This is a genomic window from Acidobacteriaceae bacterium, from assembly GCA_035944135.1.
Classification (GTDB): Bacteria; Acidobacteriota; Terriglobia; order Terriglobales; family Acidobacteriaceae; genus Granulicella.
Genome location: DASZBM010000002.1, coordinates 1,250,398 through 1,272,987 on the forward strand (window position 1 = coordinate 1,250,398; position 22,590 = coordinate 1,272,987).

The 22,590-nt window shown below is 54.2% G+C and carries 21 protein-coding genes and 1 tRNA gene; 10 read left to right on the forward strand and 12 right to left on the reverse strand.

Translation table 11 applies throughout. The features are described 5' to 3' along the window. Position 1 precedes the first annotated feature (1 nt). From VGU25_07835 to VGU25_07845, 3 genes are all read right to left on the reverse strand, one after another. Positions 2-445: a 6-carboxytetrahydropterin synthase gene (locus VGU25_07835; protein HEV2577106.1), complete on the reverse strand. Its 444-nt coding sequence runs from the start codon at positions 443-445 to the stop codon at positions 2-4. Beyond that, on the reverse strand, positions 442-855 hold the full coding sequence (locus VGU25_07840) for a 6-carboxytetrahydropterin synthase (protein HEV2577107.1): 414 nt from the start codon (positions 853-855) through the stop codon (positions 442-444). The genes VGU25_07835 and VGU25_07840 overlap by 4 nt, the downstream gene beginning before the upstream one ends. Positions 856-917: 62 nt before the next feature. Then, entirely contained in the window at positions 918-2,090 is a 1,173-nt protein-coding gene (locus tag VGU25_07845; protein HEV2577108.1) for a glycosyltransferase family A protein, read from the reverse strand. Positions 2,091-2,110: 20 nt separating this feature from the next. On the opposite strand from VGU25_07845, the gene VGU25_07850 reads away from it, so the two are divergent. The 3 genes from VGU25_07850 to VGU25_07860 all read left to right on the forward strand — a co-directional run bounded on the left by VGU25_07850 (position 2,111) and on the right by VGU25_07860 (position 3,164). Beyond that, positions 2,111-2,674, forward strand: a complete 564-nt coding sequence (locus VGU25_07850; protein ID HEV2577109.1) for a TlpA disulfide reductase family protein — start codon at positions 2,111-2,113, stop codon at positions 2,672-2,674. Positions 2,675-2,697: 23 nt separating this feature from the next. Next, positions 2,698-2,964, forward strand: coding sequence for a hypothetical protein (locus VGU25_07855; GenBank protein ID HEV2577110.1), 267 nt, complete (start codon positions 2,698-2,700; stop codon positions 2,962-2,964). 124 nt (positions 2,965-3,088) lie between these two features. Beyond that, a tRNA-Arg gene (locus VGU25_07860) sits at positions 3,089-3,164 on the forward strand. Between the two features lie 1,337 nt (positions 3,165-4,501). On the opposite strand, the gene VGU25_07865 is transcribed toward VGU25_07860, so the two are convergent. Both VGU25_07865 and VGU25_07870 read right to left on the reverse strand, forming a co-directional pair. Continuing rightward, the gene (locus tag VGU25_07865) at positions 4,502-4,762 is read right to left on the reverse strand and encodes a hypothetical protein (GenBank protein HEV2577111.1); all 261 of its coding nucleotides are present in this window, start codon (positions 4,760-4,762) and stop codon (positions 4,502-4,504) included. A gap of 205 nt (positions 4,763-4,967) precedes the next feature. After that, a complete protein-coding gene (locus tag VGU25_07870; protein ID HEV2577112.1) occupies positions 4,968-5,189 on the reverse strand; it encodes a helix-turn-helix transcriptional regulator in 222 nt (73 codons plus the stop codon). A gap of 527 nt (positions 5,190-5,716) precedes the next feature. Between VGU25_07870 and VGU25_07875 the strand changes: the two genes are divergently transcribed. Beyond that, complete coding sequence (locus tag VGU25_07875) at positions 5,717-6,226, forward strand: hypothetical protein (GenBank protein ID HEV2577113.1); 510 nt, start codon at positions 5,717-5,719, stop codon at positions 6,224-6,226. Positions 6,227-6,294: 68 nt separating this feature from the next. Here the strand turns inward: VGU25_07875 and VGU25_07880 are convergent, their stop codons facing one another. Both VGU25_07880 and VGU25_07885 read right to left on the reverse strand, forming a co-directional pair. Beyond that, on the reverse strand, positions 6,295-7,170 hold the full coding sequence (locus VGU25_07880; protein ID HEV2577114.1) for a hypothetical protein: 876 nt from the start codon (positions 7,168-7,170) through the stop codon (positions 6,295-6,297). 745 nt (positions 7,171-7,915) lie between these two features. Continuing rightward, a complete protein-coding gene (locus VGU25_07885; protein ID HEV2577115.1) occupies positions 7,916-8,932 on the reverse strand; it encodes a hypothetical protein in 1,017 nt (338 codons plus the stop codon). 499 nt (positions 8,933-9,431) lie between these two features. Here VGU25_07885 and VGU25_07890 point away from each other — a divergent pair, with 499 nt between their 5' ends. The 5 genes from VGU25_07890 to VGU25_07910 all read left to right on the forward strand — a co-directional run bounded on the left by VGU25_07890 (position 9,432) and on the right by VGU25_07910 (position 13,597). Then, positions 9,432-10,319 carry a hypothetical protein gene (locus VGU25_07890; protein ID HEV2577116.1) on the forward strand — a complete coding sequence of 296 codons (888 nt, stop codon included), beginning with the start codon at positions 9,432-9,434 and terminating at the stop codon, positions 10,317-10,319. A 148-nt stretch (positions 10,320-10,467) separates the two neighbouring features. Next, complete coding sequence (locus VGU25_07895; protein ID HEV2577117.1) at positions 10,468-11,079, forward strand: site-specific integrase; 612 nt, start codon at positions 10,468-10,470, stop codon at positions 11,077-11,079. Between the two features lie 432 nt (positions 11,080-11,511). Next, positions 11,512-12,117: a hypothetical protein gene (locus VGU25_07900; GenBank protein ID HEV2577118.1), complete on the forward strand. Its 606-nt coding sequence runs from the start codon at positions 11,512-11,514 to the stop codon at positions 12,115-12,117. Next, entirely contained in the window at positions 12,117-13,130 is a 1,014-nt protein-coding gene (locus VGU25_07905) for a hypothetical protein (protein HEV2577119.1), read from the forward strand. Before VGU25_07900 ends, VGU25_07905 begins: the two co-directional genes overlap by 1 nt. A 14-nt stretch (positions 13,131-13,144) precedes the next feature. Further along, positions 13,145-13,597: a hypothetical protein gene (locus VGU25_07910; protein HEV2577120.1), complete on the forward strand. Its 453-nt coding sequence runs from the start codon at positions 13,145-13,147 to the stop codon at positions 13,595-13,597. Positions 13,598-13,725: 128 nt separating this feature from the next. Here the strand turns inward: VGU25_07910 and VGU25_07915 are convergent, their stop codons facing one another. Beyond that, positions 13,726-13,938, reverse strand: a complete 213-nt coding sequence (locus VGU25_07915; GenBank protein HEV2577121.1) for a hypothetical protein — start codon at positions 13,936-13,938, stop codon at positions 13,726-13,728. Positions 13,939-14,815: 877 nt separating this feature from the next. On the opposite strand from VGU25_07915, the gene VGU25_07920 reads away from it, so the two are divergent. Continuing rightward, positions 14,816-15,136 carry a hypothetical protein gene (locus tag VGU25_07920; protein ID HEV2577122.1) on the forward strand — a complete coding sequence of 107 codons (321 nt, stop codon included), beginning with the start codon at positions 14,816-14,818 and terminating at the stop codon, positions 15,134-15,136. A 230-nt stretch (positions 15,137-15,366) separates the two neighbouring features. Here VGU25_07920 and VGU25_07925 read toward each other — a convergent pair whose 3' ends face one another. From VGU25_07925 to VGU25_07940, 4 genes are read right to left on the reverse strand one after another with little or no spacing between them, the layout of a single operon-like run. After that, positions 15,367-17,424: an AIPR family protein gene (locus VGU25_07925; protein HEV2577123.1), complete on the reverse strand. Its 2,058-nt coding sequence runs from the start codon at positions 17,422-17,424 to the stop codon at positions 15,367-15,369. Further along, positions 17,421-18,383: a PD-(D/E)XK motif protein gene (locus tag VGU25_07930; protein HEV2577124.1), complete on the reverse strand. Its 963-nt coding sequence runs from the start codon at positions 18,381-18,383 to the stop codon at positions 17,421-17,423. The genes VGU25_07925 and VGU25_07930 overlap by 4 nt, the downstream gene beginning before the upstream one ends. Then, positions 18,376-21,063 (reverse strand): Z1 domain-containing protein, encoded by a 2,688-nt coding sequence (locus VGU25_07935; protein ID HEV2577125.1) that lies wholly within the window; start codon positions 21,061-21,063, stop codon positions 18,376-18,378. The genes VGU25_07930 and VGU25_07935 overlap by 8 nt, the downstream gene beginning before the upstream one ends. Beyond that, entirely contained in the window at positions 21,060-22,541 is a 1,482-nt protein-coding gene (locus tag VGU25_07940) for an ATP-binding protein (protein ID HEV2577126.1), read from the reverse strand. Before VGU25_07940 ends, VGU25_07935 begins: the two co-directional genes overlap by 4 nt. Positions 22,542-22,590 lie beyond the last annotated feature (49 nt).

The following is a 22,590-nucleotide window of genomic DNA, read 5'->3' on the forward strand; positions in this document are numbered from 1 at the left end:
CTTACACTTCCGTTCGCTCTTCCGGCGTATCCGCGCCGAAGTAATCGAATGAGTTGTTGTTTGTTTCCTCTACACGCACGCGTTCCAGCGTTGCATGCGGGTATTCCGCGAAGATATGCCAGATCTCGATCGCCAGGTTTTCCGTCGTCGGCACAACATCGCGGAAGCACTCCAGCGTGTTCAAATTCGCGTGATCAAACTTCGAAACCATCTCGCGTTCTGCAAACGCGTCAAGATCGGCAAGATTGGTCACCATGCCTGTAACGGCATCGATCGGACCCGAGAGCGTCAACTGCACGGTGTAATTGTGCCCATGCCCATAGGGATTATTGCACTTGCCAAAGGTCGCGCGATTCTCTTCAGGCGAAAGCGCATCCACGTGCAGCCGGTGCGAGGCTGAAAAGTGATACCGGCGCGACAAATGAGCATGCGGCCGTCTGGTCATGCACCCTCTCCGTAAAAATCCGCAAACAGATCCGGCATCTCGTACACGCGCACACGGTGCAGCTTCGCGTTCGGAATCTTGCCATCCAGCCGCCGCCATATTGCAACCGCGATGTTCTCTGTCGTTGGCACAGTAGACACGAACTCCGGTACCTCGAAGTTGAGATGGCGATGGTCATACACCGACAGGACTTCGCGCTCCAGGATGTCTTTGAGCTGCTTGAGATCGACCACGAAGCCGGAGACCGGATCCGGTTCGCCAGCCACCGTCACCTCCAGCGTGTAGTTGTGGCCGTGTCCCTGCCGATTCGCGCACTTGCCGAACACGCGCTCGTTCTCCTCCTCGCTCCATGCGGGATTGAAGTAGAAGTGTGCGGAAGAAAATTCGGCTTTGCGTGTCAGCAGAATCATAGGAACATCAAGTCTAACGAATCCGAATATTGGATGCGCGCCAGGCGCAAGCGACGCGACTCCTACCGGCCCGTGTGATACTGCCTTCCCTTCCACGCCACATGATGAAACACGCGGTGCTGTATCCAGCTGCGCACCAGCAGCCCGATAAACAGCGGCAGCCCGAACACTGACAGCGCCGAATTGACGAAGCCGAAGTGCGCCCGCGACACGCGAGTGTAGAAGCGAATCACCGTCCGCAGCCACAACAGCACAATCGCCGCGCGTTGCCATAGCACCAGATACGGAACCAGCCATAGCAACAGTGGAAGCAGGAACAGCAGGATGTCCAGCAGCCGCCATGCAGCCAGACGCAGAGCATGCGGAAACAACAGCGCCAGGTTCTTCGTCCAGCCCTCAATCATGTCGCCCATGCCGCGGTACATGCGCGTACTCAGCGCATCAGGCGCATAACGGAATCGAATCGGCTTCTTCGCCCGCTTCATATTCCACGCGAGATCCACATCCTCCAGCACCGACCCGCCGACCGCACGATGCCCGCCGACTGCAAAGTACGCTTCACGCTCCACCAGCAGAAACTGCCCATTCGCCGCAGCGGTACGCTTGGCCGGATCATTCACCTCGGCCGGCGGATAGACACTCGCCAGCTCCGAGAAGATCAGCGGCATCACCGCGCGCTGCATCACCCCCGACACAATCTGGCGCGGCGAGTACGACAACATCACCACTTTGTACTTCTCCGCCTCATGCATCGCGTGCCGCAGGTCGTTGGGCTCATGCAGTGTGTCTGCGTCGGTAAACAGCAGCCATCGCCCTCGCGCGTGCCGTGCGCCAAACCAGCACGCGTTGGTCTTGCCGGTGAAACCCCCTTGTGTGTCCGCGAGTGACGGCGCCTCCAGCACTCGCACGCCGCTGTGTTTCGCCGCCGCCGCCTGCGCAATCGCGCGCGTGCCATCGGTCGAGTGATCGTCCACGATCAGCAGCTCCCAATCCGTCCCCAACGGAAACAGGCTTGAGTCCTGCACCAGCAGGCTCTCCAGGCATGGCGGAAGATTCTGCTCCTCATTGCGCGCCGGAATGATCACGCTCAGCTCGAAGCTCACCTCTTCGCCCATCGGCGTCAAACGCGCGGTTTGCGCCTCCGCGGCTGCCGCCGGGCGCATGGGCTCATCGTCAACAGGAAGGCCAAGAATGGGGCTCAGTTTCGGCTGGTCGGAGTTGGGCCGGTCGGACACTGGTTCGTATTATAGGAAGAATGGTCAATTGCCTGAGCCTGCGGTCCGCGTTTAGATCAAAGCGGCGATCGAAGTCGCAATCGAAGCGGCTAACGAAAACCGCAATCTTCGCCGCCGCCGCGCTCCTGGCGCTCACCGTAACCGGATGCGATCGCGGCAGTCACCCCGAGCAGCTCGGCACCCGCGCGCCCATCTTCACAGTGAATGACGGTGAGCATTCCATCGACCTCAACAAGCTCCGCGGCCACGTAGTCCTGCTCAATTTCTGGGCTAGCTGGTGCGCCCCCTGCCTCGAAGAACTTCCCAGCCTCGAAGAGCTGCAGCGCGACCTTCCGCAGGTTCAGATCGTCGCTGTCTCCACCGATGACGATGCCACTGCCTACCAGCGTTTCCTCACGGAACACTCCGTCTCGCTGCTCACCGTCCGCGACGCCGACCAGCGGTCCAACGCCATGTACGGCACCTTCCGCTACCCCGAAACCTACGTCATCGACAAGAGCGGCATCATACGGCGCAAGTTCATCGGCCCGCAGGATTGGACCAGCCCCGAGATCGTCAACTACCTCCGCAAGCTCGCCTCCTAGAACCGGCTTGTTAGGATAGAGCTATGACGCAGTTGGATGTGATGTATCGCTATGGCGTGCCGCCGAGCGAAGCCGCGATGATGGCGCTCGCCCGCATTCGCGAGGTCTATGGAATCCGCGGGCTCGTCTTCGACGAAACCGCACGCACCGTCCGTCTCGAGTACGACGCCACCCGCCTCACCGAGCCCATCGTCCAGGGCCTGCTTCGCCGCTCCGGCCTCGACCTCGTCGAGCGCGTCTCGCTCATCCCCCCACAGCCCGAACCCACACCAGCGCCCGCTGCCAGCTAGCCACACATCGTCGCCACCGGGTGACCGGTAAGCCACGCCGAAGGCCCCCGCTGCATGCAATGCCAATGCCTTGCGGCAATCCCGGGACATCCTGTATCCTAATCAAGTTGCATCACTGCAATGTGCGCCCGTAGCTCAGTGGATAGAGCAACTGGCTACGAACCAGTAGGTCGGGCGTTCGACTCGCTCCGGGCGCACCATATAAACCAAATAAAATCAGATTGATAGAGACACTCGCGAGAGCGCGTAGTTTTATTCCCCACGTCATGTTGGCACCATGTGGGCAAATGCGAGCGCGTTGCAGAACCCCTTGCCAAGGGGCGGCTGACCGTGTCCAGAACTTACCCCAAACCGTCCTTGGAGCAGGTCTTCAAATCCACTGGTGTGACAAGGGCCTTGAAGGCAAGCGCCGATTATGCGAGATCGCCCTGAATCCGAATTCACGATCTTCGGCACAGTTACGCGAAATCAGTTTGCCGACCTTTACCCGAGGCGACAATTCTCGAAACAAGCAGAAGGCAAGTACGTCCAAGTATGTCGGCGATCAACTAACTATTTCGCCGCAAGTTGACAGAAGCCGCTTCGCATGTTATAGTTACAGACACTGGCCCTGATCCAATGGAGTGGACGGCAATACCTGGGGCGATTCCACTCTTTGGAGATTCATGTGGCCACTTTTCCAGACGATCCCTCCCTATCCCCTTCTCAAAACGGCGCCCTACCAAGGGTGCTTCAGGGCTATTTGCGCCGCGATGAACTTGCCCAACAGTTTGACCTCAGCACCCGCACGATTGACCGATGGGAAGCTCGGAGACTGGGCCCTCCACGCATAACAGTTGGTCGGACAATCCTGTACAAGATCGAATCCGTGCGCGAATGGTTAGGTGCTATCGAAAGCCGACCGCGTTCTAACGCAAAAAGACAATCTGTCAAGAAGCCGGGCCGATGAATCTGTTGAATCAGGCTTGACAGAGGGAGTGAAACCTGTGGGCAACTACAGGCGGTCGTAAAGCGGTTGTGCTCAGCATAGATGTTGACTAGAGGGCGACGGATGCCGCAGGGCATTGCGGGCGCTGGCATCTATTGGGGATTGAACGGCGACAGCTAGGCGATATGTCAAGAGCCTAGCCGACGTGAGTCAACACGTCGCAAGGCAGCTTGCGCGGGTATGCGTACAGTTCAATGTGAAACCGTGACTCGGACCGTTAGACCGGTCATCTCTTGCGGGAGATGGCTACACAAGCGAGTCAGAACACCACCTGTGGCGACCTTGGCGACTGGAAGCTACCTGAGACCTGGTAAAGGTCTCAGTGTGCTCGCGAGGCTCTTGGATGAGGCGCGTCGTTGCAATTGATTGCGGAAGCCAGGTGTCCAAGGTGGCGAGGAAGACACCAGAAAACGGAACAAGGTTTATCTTTTGGCAGCTGCAATCAATTGCAACGAACGCGCCGAATCCAGCGCGCCGTGGAGAAGCAGAAGACAAAGGGCCGTGGGGCGGCTCTCGATATGGATGGCCCAGACCGATTTGAGGTATTTTTTATCGATGTTTCGAAGGTTGATTCCCGTACTTCGTCACCAATGAATGGACGTTCTCGATATCAGGATCACGCCACAATTCTTCCCAGCTCACGTCTTCCGGGGAGTATCCAGATGATTGCGTCACTTCTTTCTTGATTGTGAGCACCCGGTCTACGGGTGGATCAACAACCTTATTGGCCTTGCCATAGTAGTAAGAAGTGCCGGTGATCCATCCCCCGGGAGTCAGGTGATATTCAATCTCAAAATGATCTGCCGACATATTCCTCCCTAGTGACAGCGCTATTGGTTTCGTCTCATGGGGCAGACATGCCGTTTGCTTCGCGCATCCCAACCAACCCCTTTCCTACATCCTTCAAAGCCGCCATGAAGCGCCCAGACCACACTCTTCCGGCAAACAGAACTGGCTTCTATATCAACTCGGGTACAGAAAGACGACGTTCCATCTTGATCTAAAGCTATGATGGCTAATCCTCGATACCCTTGAGCAGTTCAGCGATTTTCATCTCGAACGCTTGCGCAATCATTTGAAGCGTTTTTATACAAATCTCTTTCCGACCCAGCTCAAGGTCCGACACGTAGTTTTCGTGAATGCCCGCCTGCTCCGCCAGGTCTATCTGCCGCCAGCCACGTTTCGCGCGCAACCCACGCAACCGGTCGCCGAACGCAATGCAGATATCCCTTGCCATCCCTACTATCGTGGGGATAATCTCAGTGCTCGATCCACACTATGGTATGGGAGATAGTGACGATGCATAGGCGTCAGCGGTGCTCCCATTCCGTTATTCCAGGTTTGGTTGGGCTCGTTGGAGGGAGAAGCAAACCGCAATCACGGGCATAGCCCCACAGGAATCGAGCGTGTACCGATGGAACTAATTGGACTTCTAATCCTTGGGGCAATCAGCCTCTGGGCATATCAGGACGCCAACAAGAGAGGAGAAAACGGCCTGTTGTGGGCGATAGCAATTTTCTTTTTTCTCATTATTTTTCTGCCTTGGTATCTGATTGTGCGCAAACCTCTCGCCTCGAACATGGTGGCAAATGTGCCCCCGCAGATCGGTGGATCTACTCTGTGTCATTCGTGCGGGAAATATTACGAGGGGCGCGCAGCTGCATTCTGCCCATTGTGCGGCAGTCTCCACGGTACATCTAATCGTGTCATCGGTACCCCTGCTGGCGCGTCAGAGCCAACTGCAAACGAATGAGGCGCGCGGCTATGAAGCTAATCACAATCACCTTGGGCGCATTGTTGGTATTGGACCTGGCGCTAGTCGGATGCGAGAACAGCATTGATTCCTCAGCTTTTCAAGCCGTCGCAGATTTCCAGGTTGCCCGAGACAGTCTTCGGCCAGGAGCTTCGGATGCGATGCTGGAATTCGAAATAGATAAAGCAAAAGATGACGTAGATGCCTTCAGACGCACGTCGGACTACAAGAGATATCCCACGTTCTCACTCGAACTGGATAGAGCGCTCGCATCATTCCAAGCGCTTGTGCAGATCCAAAAATTTAGTCGAAAGCCGACCGGAAACTTGACCATAGATGCGAAATTGACTGATTGCTCCTCGGGGGCCTCATATATATGCCAGCTATTACCGCAATACGTGATCAAGGCCGAAAACAGCGGTAAGAGTTGGTTCGATTGGGACAGAGCCAAAACCGATTCGACCGACGCTGCCATTGACAGCACCACGGCTATTACAGATCTCTTGCAAAAGCCTGAGTAACTGCGCGAGGACGATGGACTGACGTTCTGCCTTTGAGGCATGGGACTCGCGCGGTGTCGGGGCGATCTTCATCCGTGTTGAAAATAGCGTTCGTGCAGATAGGCTATGTAGCTTGAATCCGCCAGGTCCGAACGAGCTTTGAGGCGCAGGAACACCTCTTGCCAAGTCGTTACTTCTAACGGGATTTCTCCGTGGGTCTGTTCCCGAAAATCATTCAATTCGTCTAAGAGGAACCGGCACTCGGCAGCAGCAAGCGGGTCACCGACCACCTCGAACCAGACATAGACAAGACGCCATCGGCCGCTCCTAAAGTTCCGTTTGCACGCCAACGCAGTCTTGATCAGCTGGGGGGCCTCAAGTCTGGTGAACAGAGGAGACTCATCATTCAGGCGAATCGCGAGAGCTCTTGTGCGATCCATCCCCGCCCAGATCGGCTCGGCAGCTGGGCAGAAATAAGTGGACGTGAATGGGCGTCTGGTTTGCGGGTAAATCACAAACGGTTCAGTGAACTTGCATTCCAGAGCCACGCTGCCTGAGGTCTCGTCTCCGGCAAGTTCCAGGTCAATGTTCGGATTCTTACGTTCCGGATCTTCACGCAGAATCCCGTCGAAGATTGACCGAACCTTTTCGAAGCTCATTCTCCTCGCCTCTGGCAGATCGAAACACGCTCCCGCGATTGTGGTCCGGTTCCTCCAGTAGTCGAATACGTTTGCGACAAGAGCCGCTGACGAGCAGAGCTTCTTCAGCTTTCCATCCAATTCCTTTCCGTCGCCCGATGCGATTTCGTTGCGAGTCTCGGGCCTAAGCGGACGGAAGAGATTTTCGTCGATTTGTTCTACGGAATAGTCACTGGCGAAAGGAATACCTGCATTGCGAGCCCAGACTTGTTGGCGTTCGTTTATGACACGAAACGCCTGACCGATGTCAGGGCGTGGTCTCGTCATCTGGTGTGCACCTTCCGCAGACGAAAATGGATTCCCTCCCGTTGCCATCCCGAGTCGAGAGCGTAGAGATCAATTATGACCACGTTTCTGGCTGCAAGTTCCGTTATCCAGGCTATGGCCCGTTCAAACTCGCCATACCGCTTACTCGAGCGCCTTTCGGCCTCGTCATAGAAAGCATGCGGCGCAATCAGTACCAGCCGACACGGGACCGTCGGTTCACAACCGAAGTCGGCGAGAAGAGCACGGAAATCATCTTTGTGCCGCATGTGAAATGCCCAGTGGTATAGCAGTTCAAGGATGGCGCCGGAAAGCGGATCGGATGCGCTTCCATCCTTCAATTCGACGAGGATCGGCTCGCCGTGCGCATCATCGAAACCGAGAAGATCTGCGCGTCCCTCGGCCGGCTCGCCGACGCAACAGGTCGGCAGTTCGCGGCAAAGAATGCGCTCACTCGAGGACGAGAGGTGCCCACGATGTACGAATAGCCACTGTAGAGTCTGCTCTCGAGGTGGCGCCGCCTTGAGAGCTTCGATGTTGGGACACGCCGTGCGAGACAGTGCTTCAAGCTCGGGCTTAGTTCGAAGGCGGCCTCTGGCTCCGGACGATATTTCCTCCCTGAGGAGCGCGATAAGTGAGTGCGAGGTGAGAGACTGGACGTCCTTCAGGAACTCGCCTCTGCTGCCACTGCGGCTGGCGCGGTACCACTCTCTGATTCCTCGGCCTACGTCCATCTGGCTTAGCCGCTCTATTGCCATGTGGCACCATTCAGCACTTTTGCGAGTTCGTCAGTCGAATAGACTCGACGCGGATTGTAACCGGAGATCATCGCCGACAAGTCGAGATACCGAAATCCCATAATGCCTTGGGGAGTCGTCTTTTTGGCATCTGTCGGCGCAAATTTATCGACCAGGTAAAACCGATGAGGGCTGCTCCGCAAGTCGTAATAGGGGGTCTGTGCGATGGTGTCGCTGATCCGCTTTCTGTGGTCTTCGGTCAACGTCCCTGCCTCAACCTCAAAATCGATTGCATCGCTCGTGCAAGTGGCGACGGCAATCGCCTCAACAGTTCCGACAAAGGTCACAGCTTTCTGCTTGTACACGCCGATAAAACGGTAATTGCGTTTACATGAACGGGATGGCGGCTCGTAATACAAGCCGAACCGTTCATTCTCCGCAGCGGACACACCACATGGAAAAACGACCAAATATTGGTTCCGTTCTTCCAATAATCCCTGTTCCGCTAAGTAGGCGTCGTAGTCGTCTACGATTGAAAGCAGCTCCCGCTCAAATTCAGCGCATTGGGCACGAAGGGCCTCCACAATCTGCGAAAAGGTTACTGCGGCAAAAGTAATACCAAGTGCTGCGCCATCGGCCATGAGTGCCTTTCGGTCGGGTTCAGCGAGCGGTTCCTTGGTAAGCCCGATCAAAACAGTGCCGTCCGAATGGCTGCTCGCGGTCGGATGCGCGGCAATGCTCCGGAAGTGACGCCGGATCTGATCGACATCCAACGCCCCTCCGCGCTTTGTCTCTACGAACATCCGAATCGGCTGCTGCATGATGAGCGCGTCCGGGACACTGGCTTCACCGGATATCTGCTGCTCAAAGGTCAGCCCAATCGCCATTTCCCGTTCGAGTAGCGAAGTCAGCACCCGCTCAATTTTGAAGGGCGAAGACTGATAAAAGTAACGCAACACAAGGAGCGTGTTGTTGGTCGCATGGTTTTCCGGCTGAGAGAAGCGCTGAAAATGAGATACGCGTGACAAACGTCTTTCCTCCTGCAGGCCCAAATGTCGGTAGCGGTCGCGATTGTCTCGACGATTCAAGCGCCATGAAACTGTACATTGGGATGTAAATCATGTATAATCATATACATAGATCCAGTGCTTCTACACTCGATTTTCTACAATTTTGACGGGGCTCTACATTTCTTCCTTACGCCTTTAGGAGACGAATGATGCTAACCCGAGAAGGTTCGCTCGACTGATTCTGAAAGGTCTCGCAGAATTGCGGCGAGAAAGAGGACTGTGTAGAACGCGCGTCGAATCGGCAAAGCGGATGTTCGATGCCTCTCTAATCCAAAAACTGCTTGACTACCCTCAAGCAGGGTTTGGAGAAGTTGCCTCCCCTCGCTGGAAATCCCTTTGTAATAGTCTCCAGGCACTGCAGAACACTGAGACCAAGCTTCACATTTCTGCAGAACGCAGGTGGGAGCTTGTTTCGGCGCTGCAGAAGTCGATACGGCGGGGCGATGCGGAGCTAGCGATGCAATTGATTGCAACAGCGGCAAGTGCGCCGACGGTCATATCCCAGTTGCCTCGACGCCTTGCGGTTATCGCTTGTGAGGATATCGGTGCCGGTGATGAGATACTGACGTGTTTTACGGTAGCCTGCTCGGCGGTATTTACGCCGAAACGCAGCGCTGTAGAAATGCCTTCGGTGACCTGTTTTCTGACAAATCAGATGTGTTTGGTCCAACGGCGGAGCAGGATAGGGTGCAGCCTGTCCCTCATCGCCGAATCGGCGTCCATGGGTGTGAAGCTTTCGAATCTCAGCGCGGCAGATCGAGCGGTCTTCTCAGCCATTAGGAAGCGAAGCGAACAACTAGAGGCTCCAGACACCGCATGGAGAACATGGCAGCGCACGAACGATTGGAGAGGCGAGCGAATGCTCCGTTATTTGGAGCTGCCTCTACCGTTTGATTTGGCAACGAGAAGCGTTCATCTTAGGCCAGCGAAGATCCTGCATGATCTTCCCAGCTATTGCTATGACCTTCACACCAGGATCGGCCGATCTGTGATTCAGTCACTGATACACGGTGCACAGGGCGCGGACCCACTGAAGTACTTTTTCGCGCGGCATAAAGTGTGTGATCGGGCCACCGCCCTCGGAATGGCACTCTTCTACAGCGAAGGTGGGCAGCTCCGAAATGAGATTTTCTTTGCAGAAGTACTCGATCTCGAGCAGCGCATCATGGCCCAGAAGTTTGGGCTCAATATCTCCGAGTGGGATGATCTTCGTGCTCACGTGAACGAAGCGCTCGAAGCCGGTATCGTTGACCGTTTGCGCCGGGAAGAACTGGAGCTTAGAGGCTTACAGATGCAACTACTGTTCGGATCTAACGAAATCGCTATGAAGGGCACTAGTTCATGAAACTAATTGGCCATGGTTGCGGCTTCGGCACAATGCAACAAACTATTCATACTGTTGCATTCTTCGCCGATCAACCTCGAAAACACTCATCTTTTCGGATCCCTGGCCCCCAATACTCGAACATAAAGTTGCATTTAGGAGATCAACCATGGGAGAAGTCCAAATTCCCCGAACCACGGGCGCATCAATGCAAAATCTTGAGCCAGCGGAACTCCTTAGGGTGTTACGTTCCGCGAAAGCCAAAAGTAGTCGGGCTTGGGCGATGATATTGCTCGCATATCGTCACGGGATGAGGGCGTCAGAAGTCTGCAATCTCCGGATTTCAGATGTCGATCTGAAGAACGGCAACATTGTGATTGAACGACTGAAGGGATCGCTCCGCACGACTCAAGCAATCAACGAACATCGTGGAGAGCCCTTGCTAAACGAGCAGAAGGCGCTGAAAGAGTGGTTCAAAGAGAGGCCTCTTGATGGGTCGGACTTTCTTTTCACAAGTCAGAAAGGCGGTCGGCTGGATCGCTCCCAGTTCTTTCGGCTATTTCGATCGATTGCTGGAGAAGCCGGACTGCCCCCATTCAAACGGCATCCACATGTTCTCAAGCATTCATTGGCAACCCATCTGGTCTCTGCCAATGTGAATCTTGCATTCGTGAAACAACAGCTCGGTCACAAGGCAATCGGCTCCACAATGCGATACGTGACCACCAGTGATGCGCAAGCTTCGAAAGCGGCTGCAATGGCAATGATGACGATCTTCTGACTGCATTTCGCTAGCGATCACCGAAACAGCTTGAAACAATGCGCCAACGTAGTACACTAGCGCCGCGATGCGAATCACTCGCGGTCCGAGCACCTGCCTGTCTGAGATCGCCGGTGTCCATATCCACGCGCACCGTTGGCGCCATACGTTCGCAACCGACCTCTTGTCGAAAGGCGTGCCGGTGTCAGAGGTAGCTGCGATCCTCGGGAACTCGCCGCCTGTTGCCGAGAAGCACCGCTCGCAATGGATAAAATCACGTCAGGGTGCACTTACTGAAGCAGTGACGGCGGCGCGGGCTTGATCAAATGGAATGCGGTCTTTACACGGCTCATGAAGCTCATGGACACGCAGGGAGAGAGTTACTACTCAGGACCTCGGTTTCTGAGAACTCTCCAGCCGTTCAACGACGACCTGCCGCCGTATCACGAGCTCATGGAGCTTCGTAACACCCAAGGCAAGAGCAATACGCGAGCCTACTATTTCAGAGACCTATTGATGGAACTTGAGGAAGGAGCGCGGGTGCGGGCCGTCTTCGCATTCCTCGATGAGATTGAGACGGCTCCGAATATGGAGAAGCCAGTCGCTGAGATCAGAGTGTTGCTCGGCGGCGGCACACTTGCCCCGCAAGCGGTGATCCCGGCGGAGGCATGGAACGGTGACCGCCTCAATCAATATCTGGCGGAAATTGACCGGGCGATTACTGAACCGAATTACGAACGAGCCGTTGGCCTTTCATACACCTGCTTCGAAGGATTCCTCGGAGCATTCCTGCGAGCGCGTGAAAATCGTAAGACCTATCCAAACGAGATCATCGAACTGTCGCGCGAAGCGAAGAAGAACTTGAAGGCAAACCTCAGCGACTTCCCTGATGAAGTTCTGAATGGGATCACACAGGCAGCCTATGCGGTTGATAAGGCAAGAAACCGATTCAGTGAGGCGCATTTTGCGAACGAAGCTGCCGCGTGGCTCGCTATGTACCCGCGACCTCGTGAACACCCATATCCGCTTGCTGCTGCACTTCATGTGATTGTGCCCTGATGATTCCAAAAGATCCGAAACCTCTCATCTTTTCCGTGCTGCGCGATCTCTATGCGGTGCCAGAGGAAGAATTGGCTGGCCTGGACATGGAAGGATATGTCACGCGACTCCGCAGCATACATCAGGGCCTGAGCGCCGAACATGAATTCGCTGCGATCGCTTCCTGGCTCGGCGATCCGCGACTCATTGTTCACACCGACGAAGTGATCACGACTGATAAGCACTTTCGCGTGCCGGACTTCCTTGTGGTCGCACGCCGCGACGGTAAGGACATTCCCTTCCTCGTCGAAGTGAAGAGCGAACAAGACAAGAAAAAGCTTGTGTGGAGCGAGGGATACCTCACGTCGATGCGCCGGTTCGCGAAGATGCTCAATCTTCCGCTCCTCATTGGGTGGAAGACGTTTGGCATGTGGACGCTGTGTGATTCGGAACTCATCGAGAAGAATGTCACTGCCTATCACCTGTCCCGAGAGACGGCGATAAAGAACAATCTGATGAGCGCGCTATTCGGAAACGTATTCATCCGGGTGAAAGATGGATTTCGACTTGAAATTGAGTACAAGCTCAATGATGTAACGGACAGTGTCGCTGTGATCCTGCCGGAGGGAAATTACGAAGCCACAATCACTGAAATGGCGCTTTACACCGCGAAGGGGCGACTGAACTCCGCGCTCACGAATGAGCTGTTCCCGCTCTTCATAGCTAGGGCCACCGATGAGCATGTGACTAAACGCACGGGCGACAGAATACGTGAGAAATATTCAACCGACTCGGAGGGCATGTTCAACGCGAGCGATTTGCTGTTTGCAAACACCACATTTTCTAGCGATCCGGGAGAACCAATCGACTGGCTGGTGAAGCTACGGAAGGGTCTTGTCAAACCAGCGGTGAACCTTCCTAGGGTGCTTGATGACGGCATCGATGCCGGGGCGATTCAGTACGTGTTGGAGCAGCAGCCGGACAAATTGCCGCCATTCCTCGAAGGAATTGATTTTAGAATTCGAAAACAATAGGACATTATCGCTTCATGCCGAATTTCTCCTATACCGAAAGTCGATACGAGAATCCTCAAGATCGCCACTATGGCCAGCCAGTGTTCCGGCCGTTCTTGGGCACGATGCTTGAGCGCGATGGTAGGTTCTCGACCGAGATTTGGAGCTTGGTCGATTCAGGCGGGGACTATTGCATGTTCCCGCTCGCGTTTCTGGATGAACTCGGGATCGATAAATCGACGCTAAAAACCTCACGCCCATTTGGGATGGGTGAAGGGTTCCCGGCTTATTTCGCGACGGTGACAGTGCATGTCACGGGACTCGATTCATTCGAAGAGGAAGTGGCTTTTTGTGAACGAGTGAGAGCGGAGGATTTTGCCATCCTTGGTAATCGGGGCTTCTTTGATCGATTCAAGATTGCGTTTGATCATCGGAGTCGGATCTTCTCCGTCAATCCGTACCTACGCCCTCTGGGGATTTCAGAGTGATTCGGGCCACGGTGCTCCGGAACTACCCAAAGGATTCATGTAATCCCGGTGACACTCGCCACCGTCTCATGAAGACATCTTCACTAAAGCACACTGACGATTTTGTGCAAGCACGTTCTGGAGAAAACTCAGTGGAATGGATTGAGTTCAGGGCAGGGGCCGTCTTTTACGGTAAGAGCTTCGAGAATACCGAAGGCGAGCAACGTGCTCCAACGCTGTGGATGGTCTTTGTAATATTTGTCGATCATTGCGATCGCTTGTTTCATCGGAATATTTTTGGTAATGCAGTCCGCTAGCTTTTCTCTTAGCAACATCCGTGGATGGAGCTGCGAAGTATCCATTCGTGAAACCGCCGTAGAGATAAAGCTTGCCCGTTTCGGGTTGGATGGAACCCCACAATGAAAATTGTTGGAAGATGGTGTTATCGGAAGGTTCCTGCGCTCGATCGATGCGACTAGACGCAAAAAGAAAAGCTACAAGTAGGATGAGTTGAGCGGTCTTCGGCATGCAAGGAATCCTATCGCAACACTCGTTCCAAATCGTTCGAGCGATGATGACGATCTTCTGATTAGCGGGTTGCAGCACAAATTGATTGCACGGTGCGCCAGAGTAGAGCATAATGAGCGGCTCAGACTAATTCCTAAGAGAGTGCAATGAGTCGAGTCGTCGAGACTGACCGCCGCCGTAAGATCGAGAGTACCCGCTCCGCGTGGCGAAATCTGAAGAATCACAACCGGCCTGCCGCAAAGAAGTGGCTCACCTTCGATGGGTTCCTCGCCGACATGGGACTTCGTCCGCAAGGCCAGGTACTTGTTGCACGAAACCCTCAAAAACCATGGAGCAAGTCCAATTGCTATTGGGGACCGCGATACAAGGCGGGCATATATCATCCAGAGGCGAGAATCATAACTTGGAACGGTGTCTCTACAAGTGTTGGAGACTGGGCGCACCGCCTAAAGATTCGGCCGAACACAATCGTTACGCGCCTGAATCGGGGTTGGGATGTCCACCGGGCACTCGGCAGCCCGGAACCTCAAGGCAGATTGAAGTAGTCCCAGTGCGGTGTGTCGCCAGTTAGTGCAATTGATTGCACGGCCCTGGCAATGCGGCTAGCCTCAATGAGGCGCATCAGCGAGCCAGTCCCAACAGGCCGAAGCGGGGTTGGAAGGCCGGAACGAAAGTTGGCATAATTTCAATGACCATAGGAGGGCTGTCTGCATGATTGACGAAACATCTGAGCTCAACGAAGAGAAGATGGCAGAAAAAGTGGCCGAAGCGTTGACCGCTCGAGGGTTGTCAGCATTCGCTCAGGATACAGGTGGAGGAATTGTTTGCATCATCGTTGAGCGCAAGGACGGTGGCGAAATTGCATGGGGAACCGCTGACGTGACTTGGGGCGCGGCGGTTACTGATGAAGACGGCGAACAGATTTCCTCCGTGGAAACAAAGTGGCCCAGCGACTCGCAGGACATTGCCGCAACGGCCAACGCTCTCTTCGAGGCTTCTCTCGGGAACGGAGCACTCTTGACTGAGACATAGCTAAAGTTATCGGCGAACACCACCGTGCTACGTCAGTCCGCAGGATGGGGCTCGACAGATCTCCCCCGCATTGCACGGAGCGACGGAATGGGGCTCGACAGGTGGACCACCCTGTCAGGCTCCCGGAAGATATCCACGAGGTCGTTCCTGATGCGGCCCGTTCCCATACCTTCATCGGCAGGGTGAAATCTCCGCGTGATCGCTGAATACCTAGGCGGGTCGGGGTAGAGCTAAAGAAGACGCTCTTCCTTAGCTCTACCCAGTATCTCGACAAGAATTGCGCTCTGTTTTTCGGATGGGATCTTGTTCGGAATCTGTTCGGCGATTTTTAGGATGTCGATCTCCTTCTGTGTGAAGAGCCCTTGTAATGCACCCTTTCTCAAGATCTGTGACCATTGCGCTGGCGGAATGTGAATCACTTGAGTCTGGACTCCAATTCCGTCTTCGATCTTCTGATTCTGCCGAGCTGTCTTTGCCTGATGCTGATTTTCCTCGACGGAGGAGAGAGATTTCCAGAACTCATTGGGTAACATTGCTGAGATCTCCAGTGCTTTGTCGAGTAGACGCGACCAGCAGCCGTCTCTCTTGCACCATTCGGATATATTCGAGATCCCCGCTGGCGGCTGGATGAGGTCGTCGTTTACGGCAGTCGAAATGATGCTCAGTGCATTCAGTAGGACATCATCCAACGCCTGCGTTGCCCAAATCCTGCCATAGTTGACAGAGGTTTTCCGGCGCTTGGTAACCTCTTGGAGCATCGCCAAGGTATAGGCAACAATGTTCGCGCGATAGCCACCGTTATACCAAGGCTGGCTCGAAACGAGTTTCTCAGTCAACCGGAACAGGATGCCACGGGCTACAGCCCTGCGGAAATACAATTCGTTGAAGCCTTCCGATGATTTTTCCCACTCTTTGCCGATCCTCACGGCATAACGGCCAAAATTCTTCTGGCTTCCAAGATTGACCCACCTCGGGTGATCGTCGAACACGTTCTCGAACTTTGCCAAATCCGTCTTCGTGAACATCTGCGATTTCGGATATTGAGCTTTGAAACGCTTTTGCTCGGCCGCTGTGAGCTTCGACTGCGAATCTAGGTACTGGCCTCGGGCTCGCTCATAGAACCATTTCGTTTCTCTCTGCGCGCCCTGTTGAGCAGGAGCCCATAGACGCCGTGAAAACTCGGCCATCCGGACATGAAAAGGATGGTTGGAGAAGAAATCGGCAGCATTGACCCGATTCTGGGTATTCGCATACTCAGAGATCCGCGGTACGACCATCTCGCTTTCTGCACTATCGATTACCGATAGCTTCATCTGGACAAAGATTCCCGAAATGTCCGCCTTGTCCTTACGCTGCGTATGAAACAACGATGCGGTCGTTTGGCCTCCATTCACAATTTGCAAATCGGTAAGCCGGACAATCTGAAGACCTGAGCTCGATACCCTCGTCTCCACATTCTGTGCAGTGGCTGTGATTCCGTTGTTGTACGCAAAGAACATTTGAGGTTCATCGAGGATCGTCTTGCGAATACCCTTGTTGACCTGCGCTCGGGCCTGAAGAAAGGTACGCACATTCTGCTCCAAGAGACGTGCGCTATATCTGTCATAAAGCGCGGTAAGCACCGTCGCTGGCATGACAATTAGGTACGACAAGTATGTATCGAGGCCAAGGTTTGCTGGCAAACAACAAATGCCATCTCCGAACATTTCTACGAAGTCAATATCGAGCGGTTCTTTATGGCCTCGGGAGCTGCGCTGCCGCTGGAGCCGTGCAACGTCCCAGATGTGAAAGGTGGAACGTATCCCACAGACTTCGCCGTCTGGGTATGCCTGAAATCGGTCGCTGAGTACCCGCTCGGAAACGAGGAAGAAGTTTATCTGCCGAAGATCCCCTCGGCGATCCTGTATCTGACGCACGAGTCCGTACTCGGGAGTCGTCACATCAGGATTGAGTTTGCTTTGGAGACTGGCTTCCACGAAGTTGATAGCTCGTTTGAATGTGGCATCAACATCCGTTTTCGTCAGCGTGTCCAGTTCACGGCGACTTTCGAAGTCTGCAATGAATATGCCGACAGAACCTTCGTCGTCAAACCAGTAACCATCGACCCGCAATCCCCGCTGAGCACGAAAGTGGCAGTACTCATACCCTTCTACGAATCCCGTCTCAATCAACTCGTTCGATATTGATTCCATGAAGGACTCAAGCTGCTGGGAGTCATTCGCGTCGGCTTCGGCAAGCAACTCTTGGCGGAAGTCGTGGAAAAACTCTTCGACAGTTTGTTCCATCATTGCTCCTTGAAGATAGCGTCGCTGTCACATTGATGAGAGGGGATGTGTTCCAGTTCGATCTCATAGCTCACTGACCTGATACCCACGTCCAGGCGGGAACGAATCAAGCGTGGGAAGTCTTGAGCTACGAGGTACGTGCGAACTTCGCTGATTGCAAAAGAAGGCTCATCATAATCAGGCAGAGGGGCATAGCCGCGTATGACCAGTTTGCGATCGAACTCGGTGATGGATTCGGAGTCGAGTCGTTCCTCGACCTCCCGGACGATCGAGTTCAGCGTTCGCATTGTGGACGAATCTCGAAGAGCAGAGAGTCTGTATGTCCTGAGGAAGAGCCGCTCTTTCATACTCTCGAGCTGGTCTTCAGATGAGATACGAACGGCGTTGCGTTCAGCCCCGGAAAGGGATTTGATCTCTACTGCCGAATCAGCAAGTTCGTAGTCGTGTTGGGACATTTCGGAGCCGAGCCATGCTTCAACTGCAGCTTTGGGAGTGAAGTTTCTATCGAGCAGCTCCAAGAGGAAGGCGAGCTCAGCGAAGAGTCCGCGTACCTCTTCTGCGGACAGTCGTTGTGGTCCGCCTGACAGAAACGCCTTCCATCGTCGGATATGTGTCAGCGCAACCGAGAGTGCGCTTGCGGAGTCAGTCGCCTGCTCCAGTGCAGAGGCGAGAGATTTGCAGAATCCACCAAAGAGATCGCGATCCACATGCCTATCGAGAGTGAGCAACAGACGCTGGCGGTTCATTTCGCCACTCCGAAGATCGACCTCTATACCTCTCACCGTCACGCGGTGTTGGCGAAACTGATCCCCATGGTCTCCTTCCAGCTCCACGATGAACAGGCAGTCTCCAGCGACATCGCGGCCCCAAAAACATGGCACGGGAGTCGGAATTGGGACCTGCCGCACGTTGAAGTCGGATTCGGGAATCGCAATGTCATCCCACGGAGAGGTCTCAGTCACCCCAGTCGTCCTCATCGTTGGGATCATCGGTGGACCCAAGCATCTGTTTCAGCCAAACTTTGTTGACGACAGCTTTGATGGTCTCAGAGTCGCCGAACGGGAAGCTGATACCAAACGCTGCGATTGGCCCTCTAATGGGCCCGTCGTTTGGTTCAAGACTGTGAATCATAAGCAACGGTTTATCCCGGACCATCCGGTAATGCGCGTCTGAGACGGCAACCTGCTCGGCCTCTTTCTTCTTCGTGCGCCTCGTCGCCTTTCCTTCCTCGGCATATTTTTGTGCTGTTTCCTTCTGTTCCTTGGTAAGGCCCAACGCTTCATCGCCGCGCGACGCCACTCGATATTTGCTCAGACGCCACGCAGATCCTTTGACCAGGTCTCCGTTCGGGGCTCGCTGTTGGTTCTTCAGAGGGATCGACGCAATGGCGATGTTCCCAGCTCTTGGTGAAATAAGCAGAACGTCCGACTTCGATCTGCGCTGTGCTATTTCTTCGAGATATGCCAACGTCTCAAGTTTTTGCGGTGCATAGTCAGAATGACATTCAAAACGTCGAACGAATTCGGCGATCGAATCGGTCTCGACGTTACGCAAGATGAATCCCTTTTCAGTTGGAGCTGGAGAGGTGCCATCGAAACCGCGATCCCACCTCTCTTGAATCAGCGCAAAGTTCTGTTCATTGACGCCGGAATCGGTTGAGAGAGTATGACTTTCTCTCAACAATCCGCTGAAACTCTGCTCAATCGCGATCTCTTCGCCGCTACGCATCTTGTTGGTCGCCGTGACGAGCAGAGTGTCAGGATGCGAGCGAACGTACAGACCAAAATCTTTCGGGCTCAGGCCGTCGCGTCGCATACGCTTGACCTGTTGAACGAGTTCCTCAGAGGCTTCCGCGATATGCGCGTACCAATCCATTGAATCCCGTGACAAGTGCACCCTACAGAGGTCCTCGTAACCTGGACGGTAACCGAACCAGCGGCCCATCTGCATCAGTGCATCGTACATCTTGGTGTTCCGATACATGTAACTGACAGTGAGCCCTTCGACAGTCAGACCTCTCGACAGGCTAAGCCCTCCCACCGCAATCGCGGTCAGGCCAATCCCATCCTTTTCATAGCGTCCGTAATCAAGAACTTCATCGCTCTTGCTGTTGATCACGTAGAGATGCAGGTTGTCGAATACACTGTTGAGCGCCTTCTTGACGTCTGACCATGCGAACTCGGTTTCCGAATACTGGTCATCGAAGGCTTCTCGCAAACCCTGCATATACTCATTGCTTGAAGACGTCGCTTCAGGCATCAGGTAATTGGCTCTGACCGCTTCCCGAAGCTTTCGCTCTCGCAACGAAAGAAAGTCCCGGACTGCCCGTTGAATCGGAACGAACCGCGAGACGTTCACCATCATTGAGCAGTGCTTGTTGGCCTGTCCACGGAGATTGCGTATGGCCCTGGCGACAATGAATTCGTTGAGCGCCCTATATAGACTTGGAGGCAGCTCTGTTAGTCGATCATCCCTTTTGTGAGAATGGGGAATGAAGTTTTCGCAATCATCGATGGGGATGACAATTGAGCTACTGCTGTCCTCATCGAGAAAGACCTTCTCCGAGCCAAAATATGTGGTTGGGGCATCCAGACAGTAGATAAAGTCTCGCGGGAAAAGATCCTCGCGAGCTTTGTCGCTGTATGCTTCCGGGTTGATGAAGATGTTGGCAAATGGCGTGGCTGTATAGCCGACGTAGCAAGATTTTGCGAAGAGGCTGAGGATCTCGCGGATTTTCAGGTTGGTCTTAGTAGGATCGAGGTCCTCTTTGTTCGTATTGATCGAGGCGTTATCGGCCTCATCGTCAATCAACAGCATAGGGACATCCGAAATTCGGCCATCACCCTTCGCATTGAGGTCTTTGAGCCACTTGTAGACCTCCGTCAGGGTTGAGACATTCTTCTTGATGATCAGGACGATTGGCTTACTGAAATCGTTGATTTTCCAACCGCTCTTCGCAGCGGTCGTCTTATTGAAATCGTCGTTCGTGTTCGTCAGCGTCGCTGGATGCGGATAAGCGGGTGCAAGCCCGACTCCGATGTTTCGCCGATTTTCCGGATCAGATGATCTTCCGATGAAGGCCTTATCGATACGCTCTTGCGTTTGTCGTCTCAGATTGTTGTGGATGCCCGCGATTACAACGATGAACTTGTATCCGGAGTCCGCCGCACGTGCAATGACGCCAGTGAAGTTGGCGGTCTTACCTGATTGAACGTGACCGATCACCAATCCCCGACGATTCCATGTAGTGCCTTCGCTACGGGGATCTTGCAGCAATCCGAGAATTCGTCCAGTGACGTCGCTCAGCGAACCGACCATGGCTGGTGGCCAACCTTCTTCACGGAGGAACTCCTCGTAGGCGTTCGTGTAGGTCCAGTTGATGTCATCGCGCTTCCGGACCCATTGATCATCGTGTCTGGCAGCGACGTCTACCAATGAGACACCCTCGCCCATTCTGGTATCAACCGAGATCAGAGCCGCAGTCACGATGTTGCGGAGATCTCCCTGATAACCGAAGACTGCAGCGATTTGCCTCGCCTTTTCCTCTACCTGCTCACGGGTCGGAGCCTGAGCAAGATTCGCCAATCCTGAGATGAGGGCGTTCGTTATGTTTTTCTCTTCGACATTTGAAGTCGGCATCATTTGAGCGTCTCTTGGATGAAGGTATTGACGATGTCGAGTTGTCCGTCAAAGAGATGTGTTGACTTGATGATCTGAAAAAACGCTTTGGGGTCTGCTGGCCCGTCACCGTAGAGAGCCTGCTTGAGACCTTTTAGCCTTTCCAACGCGATAGTTAGGTCGCTGCCGGCGACTTGGGAGAAGTCACGCGGGTGCGTCGAATAGTCTGAATAGATCATCTCCACTGGGAGTGAAGAAGCGATCGAACTGAGCAATAACAGTAGAGAATCCGCTTCGGACGGAGCTAAGCTCTTCTGAAGCGACACGATCAAAGGATGTTCTAGATTGATGACGAATCGGATTCCGGCGTGTTCGGCGTACCGTTCCCAGAGCGGCGCCTGGGTTTCCTGGAATAACCTCTGCCCTCTTCCACGATGTACTGTCACACTTCTGGCAGTGATCTTTGCGATGATGTGGCGGAGGCGTTCGCGAACTTCGTAGGGTGGACGGGCGCGTGATTTCTTGATATCGATCGTCCACGCTTCGTCTAAGCTGTTTGGAAAATCGATCTGGACGCGCGCAAGTTTCGTTGCTTCGCCTTTCGGCACCATGCGAAACCAATCACCCCAAGCCATGAGGCGTCCATTGCGATAGACGTAGGCTCCCTGATTCGATATGAAATCACTGCGATCTTGGTAGTATTCGTATTCATTCGCGTTGAGGCGGCTGTGGTGTGGCAGAATATAGGGCTGCATCGTAATCTGGACATCGTTTATCCAGACTGGTTCCAACGGTAGAACTTGCGTCGCATCGTTGTTTCGGCAGAACGGATCGAACGGGGCGATGGGATGACCATTTATCCGAAGCGCGATCTTTTTTCGATCCTTCACTTCGCCCGCGAGGAATCGATGGAAGACGAGCGCGAGATGCCGCTCGACCACTGAGAGTTTCTCATTCACGATCTCATCGCGTTTGCGTCCCAGCTCGTCCTCAGAAAGACGGTCAAGATCTCGCCAAAGCACCAAGGTTCCGGTTGCGGGGAGGGAGTCCAGATAAGGAAGAGATTCAATCTCATCGTTTTCGAGGATGGAGATAAACCAATCATCGAGGTCTTCGACAGCGGTGAGATCCCATTCCGCACCGACTCGAACACCGCTGATACTGCTGACAACCGTCAATCTCTTGCATTGAGAGAAAGAAGCGGTCTTCAAGCCAAGACCAAAGCGGCCGAGATCTTTTGTACTGCGCTTTTCCTTGGGATTGGTTGAGCCGTGCCGGAGTGCAGCGATTAGCTGCTCGCTGTTCATGCCTTGCCCATCATCAATAATGGCCAAAACAGGTACGCTGCGACCGGTATCGCAAAAAATCTGAATTTCTGAGGCTTCCGCCGAAATGCTGTTGTCGATCAGATCCGCGATCGCGGTTTCTAGTGAGTATCCGAGATCCCGGAGTGACGCGGACAGACTAGCGGCGCTTGGTGGGAGAGGATGAGGTCGTGCCATCAGATCGTACTGTTGAGGTCCCTGTTTTCTGATTTCTACGTGAGACGAC